5 protein-coding genes, 1 tRNA gene and 3 rRNA genes are annotated in these 15,247 nt (G+C 46.6%); 8 read left to right on the forward strand and 1 reads right to left on the reverse strand.

Translation table 11 applies throughout. The annotated features are described in order from the left end of the window. Window positions 1–403: 403 nt before the first annotated feature. The 8 genes from ACRRS1_RS02650 (at window position 404) to ACRRS1_RS02685 (ending at window position 13,096) form a co-directional block, all read left to right on the forward strand. A 16S ribosomal RNA gene (locus ACRRS1_RS02650) occupies window positions 404–1,946 on the forward strand. A 225-nt stretch (window positions 1,947–2,171) separates the two neighbouring features. Beyond that, window positions 2,172–2,247 (forward strand) — tRNA-Glu (locus ACRRS1_RS02655). A 242-nt stretch (window positions 2,248–2,489) separates the two neighbouring features. Further along, a 23S ribosomal RNA gene (locus tag ACRRS1_RS02660) occupies window positions 2,490–5,377 on the forward strand. Between the two features lie 111 nt (window positions 5,378–5,488). After that, window positions 5,489–5,604 (forward strand): 5S ribosomal RNA (gene rrf / locus ACRRS1_RS02665). Together the 16S, 23S and 5S rRNA genes with 1 tRNA gene alongside form the textbook arrangement of a ribosomal RNA operon. A gap of 1,045 nt (window positions 5,605–6,649) precedes the next feature. After that, window positions 6,650–7,516, forward strand: a complete 867-nt coding sequence (locus ACRRS1_RS02670; protein WP_432454704.1) for a DUF2608 domain-containing protein — start codon at window positions 6,650–6,652, stop codon at window positions 7,514–7,516. 139 nt (window positions 7,517–7,655) lie between these two features. Continuing rightward, window positions 7,656–8,645 (forward strand): hypothetical protein, encoded by a 990-nt coding sequence (locus ACRRS1_RS02675; RefSeq protein ID WP_432468470.1) that lies wholly within the window; start codon window positions 7,656–7,658, stop codon window positions 8,643–8,645. A 103-nt stretch (window positions 8,646–8,748) separates the two neighbouring features. After that, window positions 8,749–11,802: an ExeM/NucH family extracellular endonuclease gene (locus ACRRS1_RS02680; protein ID WP_432460840.1), complete on the forward strand. Its 3,054-nt coding sequence runs from the start codon at window positions 8,749–8,751 to the stop codon at window positions 11,800–11,802. Window positions 11,803–11,851: 49 nt separating this feature from the next. Continuing rightward, window positions 11,852–13,096 carry an endonuclease gene (locus ACRRS1_RS02685; protein ID WP_432460842.1) on the forward strand — a complete coding sequence of 415 codons (1,245 nt, stop codon included), beginning with the start codon at window positions 11,852–11,854 and terminating at the stop codon, window positions 13,094–13,096. A 213-nt stretch (window positions 13,097–13,309) separates the two neighbouring features. On the opposite strand, the gene ACRRS1_RS02690 is transcribed toward ACRRS1_RS02685, so the two are convergent. Continuing rightward, window positions 13,310–15,217, reverse strand: a complete 1,908-nt coding sequence (locus ACRRS1_RS02690; RefSeq protein WP_432468468.1) for a Wzy polymerase domain-containing protein — start codon at window positions 15,215–15,217, stop codon at window positions 13,310–13,312. Window positions 15,218–15,247: the final 30 nt, after the last annotated feature.

Below are 15,247 nucleotides of genomic sequence, written 5' to 3' on the forward strand. Positions count from 1 at the left end.
CTGAGCAGTTAAACAAAAAACTGTGATTTTCTTCAAAAAAGGCTTGCACCGTAAGCGCGGATCCCTATAATGCGACTCCACTGACACGGCAGGCAGCACGCAATAGCGCAGCAGCAAGCGGTCAGGGTTGGTAAGGCCTGAGGCTTTATCAGCGGCGGTTAAACGCTTCAAACTTTCCTTAGAAAAGTTCTTCGGAAAAGATTGAAAAAAGCGGTTGACAGTCACCGAGGATGGCGTAGAATGCGCACCTCGCTTCGCAAGAAGCAACGCTCTTTAACAATTTATCAAGCAATCTGTGTGAGCACTCACAGAGCACTAAGCGAAAAAATTAGCTTAAGTGGACTGGAGTGACACACTGTTTTAACAGTAATAATTTCAGTATTTACTTTGAGCGAAAAAACTTTGATTGAAGAGTTTGATCATGGCTCAGATTGAACGCTGGCGGCAGGCTTAACACATGCAAGTCGAGCGGTAACATTTCTAGCTTGCTAGAAGATGACGAGCGGCGGACGGGTGAGTAATGCTTGGGAATATGCCTTTACGTGGGGGACAACAGTTGGAAACGACTGCTAATACCGCATAATGTCTTCGGACCAAAGGAGGGGACTCTTCGGAGCCTTTCGCGTAGAGATTAGCCCAAGTGGGATTAGCTAGTTGGTGGGGTAATGGCTCACCAAGGCGACGATCCCTAGCTGGTTTGAGAGGATGATCAGCCACACTGGGACTGAGACACGGCCCAGACTCCTACGGGAGGCAGCAGTGGGGAATATTGCACAATGGGCGAAAGCCTGATGCAGCCATGCCGCGTGTGTGAAGAAGGCCTTCGGGTTGTAAAGCACTTTCAGTTGTGAGGAAGGCAATATGCTTAATACGTATATTGTTTGACGTTAGCGACAGAAGAAGGACCGGCTAACTCCGTGCCAGCAGCCGCGGTAATACGGAGGGTCCGAGCGTTAATCGGAATTACTGGGCGTAAAGCGTACGCAGGCGGCTTTTTAAGCCAGATGTGAAATCCCCGGGCTCAACCTGGGAATGGCATTTGGAACTGGGAAGCTAGAGTTTTGTAGAGGGTGGTAGAATTTCAGGTGTAGCGGTGAAATGCGTAGAGATCTGAAGGAATACCAGTGGCGAAGGCGGCCACCTGGACAAAAACTGACGCTCATGTACGAAAGCGTGGGGAGCAAACAGGATTAGATACCCTGGTAGTCCACGCCGTAAACGATGTCTACTAGTTGTCTGTGGGTTTAACCCGTGGGTAACGCAGCTAACGCATTAAGTAGACCGCCTGGGGAGTACGGCCGCAAGGTTAAAACTCAAATGAATTGACGGGGGCCCGCACAAGCGGTGGAGCATGTGGTTTAATTCGATGCAACGCGAAGAACCTTACCTGCCCTTGACATACTAAGAACTTTCCAGAGATGGATTGGTGCCTTCGGGAACTTAGATACAGGTGCTGCATGGCTGTCGTCAGCTCGTGTCGTGAGATGTTGGGTTAAGTCCCGCAACGAGCGCAACCCTTATCCTTATTTGCCAGCACGTGATGGTGGGAACTCTAGGGAGACTGCCGGTGATAAACCGGAGGAAGGTGGGGACGACGTCAAGTCATCATGGCCCTTACGGGCAGGGCTACACACGTGCTACAATGGCATGTACAGAGGGATGCGAACTCGCGAGAGCAAGCGGACCCCAGAAAGCATGTCGTAGTCCGGATCGGAGTCTGCAACTCGACTCCGTGAAGTCGGAATCGCTAGTAATCGTGGATCAGAATGCCACGGTGAATACGTTCCCGGGCCTTGTACACACCGCCCGTCACACCATGGGAGTGGGCTGCAAAAGAAGTGGGTAGTTTAACCTTCGGGAGGACGCTCACCACTTTGTGGTTCATGACTGGGGTGAAGTCGTAACAAGGTAGCCCTAGGGGAACCTGGGGCTGGATCACCTCCTTATTATGAACGTTTATGTTTTGTGACGTGTTCACACAGATTGCTTGATGAAAAGTGAAGAGAGAAGTCTGACCTAGGTTAGGTTAGAAGGTTCGAAGCTTTATTGCGACGGGCTTTGTGCTTAGCGCAAGGCATGCAACGGCTGAAGGAGGGCGTGTAGTAGACTACATAACCGACTGAAGACGGCGGCATAACGCGGCGATAAGGACAAAGAACAAGTCAAGAAATGTCCCGTTCGTCTAGAGGCCTAGGACACCGCCCTTTCACGGCGGTAACACGAGTTCAAATCTCGTACGGGATACCATTTCTCTCTTGGTTTAAGAAAATAAAGCTAAGCATTATGTTGATACAGTGCTTAGCTTTGGTTTCTAAGAAGCCGAATGCTCTTTAACAATTTGGAAAAGCTGATAAAAAATATCTCAAAAATACGAGTTAAATAACAAGTGTTTTTGGTATTCAAAAAAATAAGGTGATCGTACTCGAGTGGCAGGATTTATACAGCCTGACCATTCAAGTGATTTAAGCGACAACATTTAGGTGTTGTATGGTTAAGTGACTAAGCGTATACGGTGGATGCCTTGGCAGTCAGAGGCGATGAAGGACGTGTTAATCTGCGATAAGCCATGTTGAGTCGATAAAAGACGCAATAGACATGGATTTCCGAATGGGGAAACCCACTGCATTTTATGCAGTATCGTAACGTGAATACATAGCGTTGCGAGGCGAACCCGGGGAACTGAAACATCTAAGTACCCGGAGGAAAAGAAATCAACCGAGATTCTGGTAGTAGCGGCGAGCGAACCCGGATTAGCCCTTAAGCTTCTTATAATTTAGTGGAACAAGCTGGAAAGTTTGGCCGTAGCGGGTGATAGCCCCGTACACGAAAGGTGATTTGAAGTGAAAACGAGTAGGACGGCACACGTGATATGTTGTCTGAATATGGGGGGACCATCCTCCAAGGCTAAATACTCCTGACTGACCGATAGTGAACCAGTACCGTGAGGGAAAGGCGAAAAGAACCCCTGTGAGGGGAGTGAAATAGAACCTGAAACCGTATACGTACAAGCAGTGGGAGCCTCTTTGTGGGGTGACTGCGTACCTTTTGTATAATGGGTCAACGACTTAATTTCAGTAGCAAGGTTAAGCGAATAGCGGAGCCGTAGGGAAACCGAGTGTTAACTGCGCGCATAGTTGCTGGGATTAGACCCGAAACCCGGTGATCTAGCCATGGGCAGGTTGAAGATTGGGTAACACCAATTGGAGGACCGAACCGACTAATGTTGAAAAATTAGCGGATGACTTGTGGCTGGGGGTGAAAGGCCAATCAAACCGGGAGATAGCTGGTTCTCCTCGAAAGCTATTTAGGTAGCGCCTCGGACGAATACTAGTGGGGGTAGAGCACTGTTAAGGCTAGGGGGTCATCCCGACTTACCAACCCTTTGCAAACTCCGAATACCACTAAGTACTATCCGGGAGACACACGGCGGGTGCTAACGTCCGTCGTGAAAAGGGAAACAACCCAGACCGTCAGCTAAGGTCCCAAAGTCATAGCTAAGTGGGAAACGATGTGGGAAGGCTTAGACAGCCAGGATGTTGGCTTAGAAGCAGCCATCATTTAAAGAAAGCGTAATAGCTCACTGGTCGAGTCGGCCTGCGCGGAAGATGTAACGGGGCTAAGCTATGCACCGAAGCTACGGGTACTTGCTTTGCAAGTGCGGTAGAGGAGCGTTCTGTAAGCCGTTGAAGGTGATTCGTAAGGATTGCTGGAGGTATCAGAAGTGCGAATGTTGACATGAGTAACGATAAAGGGGGTGAAAAGCCCCCTCGCCGAAAGACCAAGGTTTCCTGTTCAATGTTAATCAGAGCAGGGTGAGTCGGCCCCTAAGGCGAGACTGAAAAGTGTAGTCGATGGGAAACAGGTTAATATTCCTGTACTTCGTATAATTGCGATGGGAGGACGGAGAAGGCTAGGCCAGCGCGGCGTTTGGTTGTCCGCGTTTAAGGTTGTAGGCTGGACACTTAGGAAAATCCGGGTGTCTAAGGCTGAGGATTGATGACGAGTCACTAAGGTGATGAAGTGGTTGATGCCCTGCTTCCAGGAAAAGTCTCTAAGCTTCAGATTATACGAAACCGTACCCCAAACCGACACAGGTGGTTGGGTAGAGAATACCAAGGCGCTTGAGAGAACTCGGGTGAAGGAACTAGGCAAAATGGTACCGTAACTTCGGGAGAAGGTACGCTGCTGTTGGTGATGGGACTTGCTCCCTGAGCTGACGGCAGTCGCAGATACCAGTTGGCTGCAACTGTTTATTAAAAACACAGCACTGTGCTAAATCGAAAGATGACGTATACGGTGTGACGCCTGCCCGGTGCCGGAAGGTTAATTGATGTGGTTAGCGCAAGCGAAGCTATTGATCGAAGCCCCGGTAAACGGCGGCCGTAACTATAACGGTCCTAAGGTAGCGAAATTCCTTGTCGGGTAAGTTCCGACCTGCACGAATGGCGTAATGATGGCCAAGCTGTCTCCACCCGAGACTCAGTGAAATTGAAATTGCCGTGAAGATGCGGTGTACCCGCGGCTAGACGGAAAGACCCCGTGAACCTTTACTACAGCTTGACACTGAACATTGACCCTACATGTGTAGGATAGGTGGGAGGCTTTGAAGCGTTGTCGCTAGATGATGTGGAGCCGACCTTGAAATACCACCCTTGTAGTGTTGATGTTCTAACGTTGTCCCGTTATCCGGGATGCGGACAGTGTCTGGTGGGTAGTTTGACTGGGGCGGTCTCCTCCCAAAGAGTAACGGAGGAGCACGAAGGTTGGCTAAGTACGGTCGGACATCGTACGGTTAGTGCAATGGCATAAGCCAGCTTAACTGCGAGACAGACACGTCGAGCAGGTACGAAAGTAGGTCATAGTGATCCGGTGGTTCTGTATGGAAGGGCCATCGCTCAACGGATAAAAGGTACTCCGGGGATAACAGGCTGATACCGCCCAAGAGTTCATATCGACGGCGGTGTTTGGCACCTCGATGTCGGCTCATCACATCCTGGGGCTGAAGTCGGTCCCAAGGGTATGGCTGTTCGCCATTTAAAGTGGTACGCGAGCTGGGTTTAGAACGTCGTGAGACAGTTCGGTCCCTATCTGCCGTGGGCGTTTGAGAATTGAAGGGAGCTGCTCCTAGTACGAGAGGACCGGAGTGGACGAACCGCTGGTGTTTGGGTTGTTATGCCAATAGCATTGCCCAGTAGCTACGTTCGGAACTGATAACCGCTGAAAGCATCTAAGCGGGAAGCAGGCCTTGAGATTAATTCTCACTAGGACTTAAAGTCCTCTGAAGGGCCGTTGGAGACTACAACGTTGATAGGCAAGGTGTGTAAGTGCTGTGAGGCATTGAGCTAACTTGTACTAATTACCCGTGAGGCTTAACCATACAACACCTAAAGGGTGTTGCTTATAGATACTTTATTTTAGAAACCAAGAGTGCTTGTTATGCTCGTGGGATATATCAGTTTTTTCGAATGTTAAAGACAACAAGTTTTTGCCTGGTGGCAATAGCGTTGTGGAACCACCTGAACCCATGCCGAACTCAGAAGTGAAACGCAACTGCGCCGATGATAGTGTGGGGTCTCCCCATGTGAAAGTAGGTCACTGCCAGGCGCCTATTTTAAAAACCCAGCTATGTGCTGGGTTTTTTTATGTCTGAAATTGCCATGTGAAAGTAGGCTGGATATTGCCAGACACCTATTTAGAGAAAGCCTATCCTTACGGATAGGCTTTTTTTATGTCTGAGATTTAGCAAGGGCAGCCAAGGCGAACCGATGTTCATGAACAAGCCATGTGAAAGTCGGCTGGATATTGCCAGACACCGATTGAGAGAAAGCCTAAAATTGCCTATGTGAAAGTCGGTTTGATATTGTCAGGTGCCTATTGAGAGAAAGCCTATCTTTACGGGTAGGCTTTTTTTATGCCTGAAATTGCCTATGTGAAAGTCGGTTCGATATTGTCAGGTGCCTATTGAGAGAAAGCCTATCCTCACGGATAGGCTTATTTATGCGTTTCGTTATGGCGTTCTTATAACAGACAAACCACATCGATGAGTGAGCCTATTTTGTTAGTCATATCGCCAAGTGAATTTGACTAAATTGTGCATCAAATTTCACCGAGGATTCTGATCTTGAGGATTGGGTATTTAGATCCTGAATGATTTTTGAAATGCTTTGATTCTAAAGTAAGTTGAATATTTTGTAGGGCTGGGCTGCTTAGAAATTACGCCTGAAAAGAAAATCTTGATTCAGCCGCTAGTTCAGCTAAGCAGCAACTTTTATTTTTATGGACTTATATCGTTCATAAGGGAATAAAACGAATATAATTCAATATCAACATTATTGGTGATGATTGGTTGTAAATTTGACCGTGAGCTTAATTTTTATATTAAATCGCTTTACATTTTTTGCTTGCTGTATCTGGTGATTAAGATGCTCTATATCAAAATATACGTAAGCTCAGCTTAATGTTAGAAGTGTGATCTGTATCACGTTAATGGGTGGTATTGCTTACTTTTCATTAACAAGAAGGAGATATAGGATAGTTGTATAAAAGCTCTAAACATAATATTGACTTGAGTTTTTATGCATTTGGTTAGTAATGGATGTACGGGTGTTTGACTAAACAATCACTCCAAAATTTTAGGGAAATCGAACAAATGAACAGCAAATTGTGTTTAATTGGTGCGGCATTGTTATTTTCTTCAGGAGTGACAGTCGCAGCCACTGAAGTTATCGATTTAAATAGTTATGCAGATATCACTTCTAAAGTTGCAAGCGAACTAAAGCAGTACCCGGTCGACAAGACGCTTATCGTGATGGATATCGATAACACGATTTTAACCAGTAGTGTCGATCTCGGTGGCGATATTTGGTATCAATGGCAGCGTGGTAAATTAGCGGTCAAACCTGCGGCAGAGCAAAAGGTGGCTTGTCTTTTTGAAGACACCATTGGTCTGTTATATGAATTGAACCCTCAGGTGTTGACCGAAGAGTCTGTCCCTAGTCTTATTAGTCAGTGGCAAAAAGACGGTTATACCATGATGGCTTTGACTTCTCGCTCACCAAAGTATCGTGCGGCCACCGAGCGCGAATTACTCAATAAGGGAATTGACTTCAATGTGACCGCCTTAGCACCAGCAGGGCAAACGTCTCCGGTCTATCGAGAAGTCACTAAGCGTGAACTGAGTTATGCCAAGGGTGTGATGATGACCACTGGGATGAACAAAGGCACCATGCTTGAATACATCCTCAAAAAGACAGGCCGCAGCTTCGATAAGATTATATTTATTGATGACTCCGCGAAAAACATAAAAAATGTTGATGCTGCCTATAAAGACAGCAAAGACGTTGACGTGAGTTTATTTCATTACACCCGTGTTGAACATCTACGTGAACAACAATTCGGCAGCGTACTTACCCAAGCTCAGGCCGACAAAATGGCTGCAGACTGGGAACAGTTAAACACCACTCTCAATACTGTGTTTCCCGCTCGTGACTCCGGCAAGTGTCTCAGCGTTAACTAAAGCCTCTTTACATTTAGCTTGGGCGGTTTAACTCCCGCCCTCAAATCAGTCTTTTATTCATACTCGCGCTTCCTTGTTTACTCAAGGTAGTCGGGCTTGCTCGTCCATTCAAAGGACAACTTTATAACAGGAAGTTACTATGAAACGTTCAAATCTATCTTTACTTATTTGCTCACTATTTGCGGCGGGCAGCTTAAATGCGGCCACCATTTATCAGGGAGAAGATGGTGATTCCATTGATCTTATTGGCAGCTTTGAAGTCGGCGGCTACTTAGGGAAGGACTACAACGATAACGGTGAAAAGTGGGACTACGATAGCTTTTATTCCGATGATACGTTTATGTCTTTTGGCTTCGTGGTTAAAACCGGGCAGATTTTCGCTCATATTGATTTCGATTATGAGCGTACGCCTTGGACGACCAAAAACGAATTCCAGCAGGTGTTAGATAAGGCCTATGTTGGCTGGGAGTTTGAAAACGGCGATAAAATAGAATTTGGCCGCACTGATACTGCCTATGACCATTACGATCAAATGGGTGATTTCTCAGTGGATGGTGCCGCAGAAGTTCGCGAAGCCGGTGATCAGGACAGTACCGCTAAATACCGCGGCAGTATTAATAACTTTAAATACGGTATTTCTTATTCAACTCAAGGCTGGGATAACTACAAAACAGACTCTCGCGAAGGCGAAGTGATTAATGGTTACCTCGGTTACTTTAATGACTCGGTTGACGTATTGCTTGGCGCAGAAACCGTTGACCAACGTGGTGAGATCTATTCAGTACACGCAAGAGGCTGGGTTGGTCCAGTTCGACTCGGTGGTTTGGTATCTTTATCCGACCGTGAAGAAGAGCAAGGTTATGATTCGAAAGATGCGCTTACTTATGTTGCATCAATTGGTTATGACATCACCGATAAAATTGAAACCAATCTGGTTTACTCCATCGTTGATGTTGATACCGAGAACAGAGATATGGGCGATGACGGCTTTCGTACCTGGGTTGATGACTCTTGGGTTGCGATCAGTCTGAATTATAAGTACCGCCGCAATATCGTGCTGAAAACCGAGTTTGTGACTGGTGGCGAGCAAGGTAGCTACGGCTACGGCAAAGTGTATTACTGGTTCTAGTCTGTCACTTGTCCCTGCTTGTATCAGGCAGCAGGACGTTAGTTGAGGAAGGATGCGTCATAAGTTAAGCATTCTTTAAGTCATATCTCTTGCGGAGAGAAACATGAAGAAGTTTTATTATCCTGCAATGATGGCGGCTTTGTTACCCATGCTATCCCACGCCGATATTTATATATCTGAAGTGGTAGAAGGCTCGAGTAACAATAAGGCCATTGAAATTGCTAACAGCGGAACCAGTGCTGTCACACTTACCGGTTATGAGTTAGCCAGCGAGTTCCAAAATAAATGGCAAAATCGCTACGACTTAAGTGGTGTTACCCTACAGCCGAATGCAGTCTGGGTAATTGCGAATAAAGATGCCGGTGATGCTTTGCTCAGCTTAGCTGACGTAACATCGACTTCATACTTAGTGAAATATAACGGTGATGATGGTGTTGCACTGCTGCATAACGATGTTGCCATCGATGTTGTGGGCGATCTGTACGATTTAGCATACAACAAAGACGTCACCCTACAACGCTGTGATCTTACGCCGAGCGCGACTTATGTCGATTGGCAGTGGAAGGTCTTAGCAAAAGACGATATTAGTAATATTGGCCAATTTAATGCGGCCGACGATAGCTGTGTCGCGCCGCCAGCACCGACAGCACCAGCTGCAGGTGACTTTACCGCTAGTACAATTATGGCCTTGCAAGGGACGGGTAGCCGTTCGCCCATGATTGAAGACGGGAGTTTTACCTCACAAGATGTGTATCTAGTCAAAGGAGTTGTGACCGCTGTTCAGGTTGGAGCCTTGGGGAATGACTTACCGAAGGGGTATTTCATTCAAGATGAGAGCGGAGACGGTGATCCTCTAAGCTCTGACGGTATTTTTGTGAAAGGTTCCGTTTCGGCCTTAATTAATAGTGGTAGTGCTGAGAGTCAGGATCTGAGTGTGGGTGACGAAGTCGAAGTATACGCCAAAGTCACCGAGTCTTATGGTTGGACTATGCTGCTTCCCGAGCAGTCTGAAGGCTACGATCTGAGCTTTGTCACTGGTGCTACAGGTGAGATTGCAGCGACGCCTTTGCGAATGCTGGATAGTGATGTGTCGGTACAGGATACTTACGAGCGTTACGAAGGGATGTTGACCAAGCTTGACCAAGAGTCAGATATTGTTGTGGCACGAACCTTCGGTTTTGACTACGACTCCTATCGTAACAATATGATTGCCGCGCATAGTGGGTTGCTGTTCCAGCCAACCCAGAAATATACGCCAGGAAGTGCGGACGCAGAGGCGGAAGTAAAGAGTAATGCGCAGCGCCAATTGTATATCGAAAGTTTTCAGAGCGCGCCGAATGGCGTGGTGCCTTGGTTCCCCAATTTTGGTCGCGATGATGGCACTGGTACCAGTGACAGCTATCTACGAATTGGAGCTAATCTAGATGGTTTTGAGGGAGTCATTACCTATTCTTATAGCGCTTATCGCTTCTTTGTCACCAATCAGCTTGATAACAGCAACTTTACCTATAGCCATATTCCTGACCGAACACCGGCTCCCGATGTGGAACGCGGTGACTTAAGCATTGCCACCATGAACGTGCTCAACTACTTCAACTCGCCGTTCGGTGGTGACGAAAATCCCTTGAAAGATAATCGTGGTGCAACCGAGCTAGAGGAGTTTGAAGTTCAACGCGCTAAGATTGTGGCTGCAATTCTAGGTTTAGATGCGGATATCGTTGGTTTGATGGAAATCGAAAACAACGGTTTTGACAGCGACTCGGCGGTGGTTGATTTGGTAAAAGCACTGAATGAGAAGCTACCGGCAGCGAAACAATACGTGATAGCCAAGCCTGAAGGTGCTAAATATGTCGGTACCGATGCGATTACCAGCATGGTTATTTATCGCAAAGCGAAAGTGGGTCTAGATAAGATCGACATTTTGAATATGCCTCGTCAGGCTGTTCCAGCTGAAGATTATCCTGTGTATTTTGATGGCGATTTTGAAGACTTCCGTCCAACCACCAAGTATATGCGTGACAGCTTGATCCCAACCTTCCAAATTAATGGTCCAAGGGAAAAAACTTTGTCGGTTGCGGTCAACCATTTCAAATCGAAAGGCAGTACTTGCTGGGAAGATTTGCAGGCTAAGTCGGTGGATGAAAATGGCCATACGGTGTACGCCGTAGAAGATGATGATCTGCAGGGCAACTGTGAGCACTTCCGTACGGCAGCGGCAGACTATTTAGGTCGTCAGTTAGAGAACTATGATGGTTACAAGGTGATTATTGGTGACTTAAATGCCTATGCCAAAGAAGACCCGTTGTTAGTACTCACTAATCGTAATAGCGCCCCTGCGGGTTACGCTGTTGAGGCTGGACGTAATGTGAAGGTGGGGAGTGAGGAACTTACCGGTAACGCAGGTGAAGTCATTGATCACAGCTATGGCTACATCAATATTGTGCCAGAGCTACATCCCGAAACCATTAGTTATTCCTATAACGAAACCGTTGGTACCCTCGATCATATTCTGATCTCGCCAGACCTGCGGGCCTATGTGAAGGATGCCGCCGACTGGAACATTAACTCAGCAGAGTCAACGTTGTTCCAGTATGAAGGCCAGTATACAGGAAGCCTGCCAAAATTTGCCGATCCGTATCGTTCTTCTGACCATGATCCGGCGCTGCTCAGTCTAGATATTATTGACGGGGATGGCGAAGTGGTTGCGCTTGCTCAGGGGGCGATGATTGCTTTACCTGAGTCGCCACTCAACATGCCTGCTGCTGCAACACCAATCGCGAGTGAAGGTTATCAAGCGGTGATGGACTTAACCAAGCTGGCAGTTGGTTCTATTGCCGTTGGTGATGAAGTTTCCTTAGTGGTTTCCGATATGAACAGCAATGGTGTGGTGACGCAATCACAAGTCGCGCATATCAAACTGACGGAGCAACAGATTACTCAAGGTTGGCTTGCTCATACCTTCCAAGCGGTGGTTGTCGGTGATTTTGTGGCAGAGAGTTATTACGGCGATGCACAGGTCACAGAACAACATTCAACGGTCACCGAAACGGGTAGTTTTGGTGAACGTTCCAGTGCAGGCTCTAGTGGCCCATGGGTATTGCTAAGCATGTTGAGTTTACTGCTTTTTCGACGCAGAACCGCTTCGCTCCAATCATAAGGAATAATGCAGTAAACAGTTCTGCTGTTTACTGCTGGAAAGGATGATTATGAATATTTTTAAAATAGCTTTAGTTGCAGCACCGCTATTACTCGCAGGCTGCGGGTCTAACGACCAAGAAAGTAAAATTGATGCTCGTTTGGTCATCAATACCGACCGCAATGCATCGGAGTTGAGTTGGACGATTACCAACAGTCGTCTAGAAGTGGTGGCCTCTGGTAGTGGTTACGAGAATAGTACCCATTATGACATCGACCTTGGTTTTGACCCCGGTGGTTACCGAATCGATTTTAAAGATGCCGGGAACGATGGGCTTTGTTGTTCCTACGGTGAAGGTAATATTGAACTCTATGTGGCTAATCAGCTTATTCTTAGTGATAACGGCGACTTTGGTGAGTTTACCGACCTCTTGAGTCAAACCTTTGTAGCAGGCGATTACCAAAATACTTATCAGCAAGAACTCAGTGGCTACTATGCCGATGCCGATTTGCTCGATGGTTACTTACTCAAAACCGCCTTGCATCGCATTATCAAACAAGGCTACAACCAGCAGAGTTATAGCGGCGTCTGGGACTTTTTTGCGCTAGGTGGCTCAGAAGATAAGTATTATGAGCAAGATGCTTCAATTCTAGATATCTATTCAGAGGTGCCAAATGGCGCTGATCCATACAATTACACCATTGGTGACGATCAGTGTGGTAATTATAAAGGTGAAGGCGATTGTTATAACCGTGAGCATGTGATGCCCAAAAGCTGGTTTGATGACGGTTATCCGATGTATTCCGATGTAAATAATTTGTATGCAACCGATGGTTACGTTAATGGGATACGTGGCAACCTACCTTACGGTGAAGTGGATCCGTCTACCGTGAATTTCACTTCCGAAAATGGTTCGAAGCGCGGTATGGGGCATGATGAGCTGGGTTATACTCAAGCGGTGTTTGAACCCATTGATGAATTTAAAGGGGATATTGCGCGAGTTTATTTTTATATGGCGACTCGTTATGAAGATGTGATCAACGTCGCCAACCAGAGTGATGACTGGTACGAGCAAAGCGATGAGACCTACGCGGTGTTTGAGCAAAATAGCTCTGACCAGGTTTATCGTCGTTGGTTTGTGGAAATGATGATGCGCTGGCATCAACAAGATCCGGTTAGTCAAAGAGAGAAAGACCGTAACGAGAAAGTGTTTGAGTTCCAAGGGAACCGTAATCCTTTCATCGATCATCCTGAGTTTGTTGAGCAAATTTGGGGTAAAGAAGGTTTTGAAGCGGCCAAGTACTACTTTAACTAGTTATTTTACGCCATTGGTTCAGCCTCATCAAAGGCTGAGCTGAACATAAACTCAGACCTGCTTTTCTGATAGGTCTGAGTTTTTTTATCTTGCATCTAGGTTCCCATTTTCCCGCTTGCGCATATTTCACAAAATGACTTTTCCACTCACTTGCGGTTAACAACGCCAGCAGACATGCTTTTTATGAGCGTAACCATCAACCCTGAGCGGCGGTCATGATGAACCTGTTGGCTTGGTATAAGGCTTTAGGCTTGGAATGTTTCGCAGCTTCAATTCGTTTGGTAGTCGTTGGCTTGCTTGTTGTTGCACTCGAAGTGCTTCATCGATCCGTCCTAAAAGCACTAATCCATTAATTTGATGGATATACAATGCTGCATCTGGCTTGTCTTTCAGCTGTTGTTTATTCCAGACTAAATATGCTTGTAGCGCTTTTTCTCCGGTTCTCATCGCAAAGATGTAGCGAAAAGAAACCCGCTCTGTATCTGGATAAATAAATAGGGCTTGTTGGTATGTTTGCTCGGCCTGTTGGGTGAGACCTAGTGCTTTAAACGCTTGGATCCTGTTGTAGTAGTTTTCGGTTCGAGTTTTTCGTCTCATTAACGAGTCTGACCAGCTTAAATAATTTTTAAGCTCATCGCTTAAATGCAATTTACTGGCAGCATTGAGTCGGAAGGTCATCGCATCAAATTCGTAACGACTGAGCATGGGCAGAGGATTAATGATCCCCTCAAGTAAGCTGACATCACTTGAGCCAGTTCGTTCGAAAGTACTGATGTGGTGAATGGTTTGTAAGCCGGTGAGCATGAATAAGATGGTAAACAGCGGAATTAATCCAGCAAATACCTTTGGCGCAAATTTGGCAGGGAAAGGCTTTGTGCAAAGGCCTTCTGCTTCGGTCGCGATTTTACTTACAAAAAAGCAGAAGAGTAGCCAAACGATTGCAGAATGATAGAAGGGCAGTTCGGTCATGGTATGTAATAGGCAAGGAAAGAGCAGTCCGAGATGAAAGCATGCCTTGGTCCATGTTTGCTTAAAGATGCTATAGATAAAGTAGCCAGCCAGAAATAGCAAGGTGAGTAGTGGTAGTAATCCGCCTTCTACGGCCCAATAAGCAATTTCATTATGTGGATGAGCAACATTGAAGTGGTAGCCCTTGATAAGACCTTGCGCGTTAAATGCCGCTTGCGCATTATGATAAATGCCATCATAAGCACCGTAACCCCAACCCATGAACGGCTGTTGTTTAAATAGTTCCCAACTCACCTTAAGCATCGTGACTCGGTAAGCGGTGGTTTCTCCACCAATAGCGTCGCGCGCGACACCATCATTCAACAATTCTGGTAGCGCCGGTGCTAAACAACCGAGGGCGATGCAGATTAACCAGCCTCGTAATAAATGCGGTTCTGCGGAATTTTTGAGGTAAGGAAACAATAGAGGTAACAGCGCGAATAGCGCTATCAACACCGTTCTTGAGCCACTCACAATGGCTGCCCACGCGGCAAAAAAGCAACAGCCAAACACGATAATTTGTTGTAGTTTGCTACGCACAGCCTTTTCCGAAATTAGCCAAGCCGAGGCTAACAAACCAAATAGAACAAAGGTTCCTAATACATTGGGCTGTTGGAATATTCCGGCTGCTCTGGTGGCATTCACATTAAAACCGACCCAGTTACCTTGGGTCAGTAGGTAGAGCTGAACCAGTGCATAGATACTCTCGATGAGTACGCCTGCGAGTATAAAATAGAGAATGTGGTGCCAGTGCTGGCGACTCAGTTCCAGTTGCATTATCGAAAAGATAATCAGTATGCCAGCGCTTAAGCCGAGGAGTCGGTCTATTGCAAACTCGCCAAATTCAGCATTAGGATAGAGTAAGGGGAGCCATAACAATATTGTGCTGAACAGCATCACTAGCAAGCTGCGGTTATAGCGTAAACGCTGTGAATGACTGACTTTGAGTAAACCCAAGCCAATTAGCAGACTGGCGAAGCACCATACCACTAAGTTAAAAGGAAGCTCTAAGCCACTGCCACCTTGATTGTGCTGAAAGTAGTGCATGCCAATGAACATCAACACGGCAAACACATAGCTAAAACAAGCTTCGAGAGTCCACTTAGACGACATTTTGCTTCCTTGAAAATGGAGGGTGTTGCC

This window comes from Agarivorans sp. Z349TD_8 (assembly GCF_050870825.2).
GTDB lineage: Bacteria > Pseudomonadota > Gammaproteobacteria > Enterobacterales > Celerinatantimonadaceae > Agarivorans.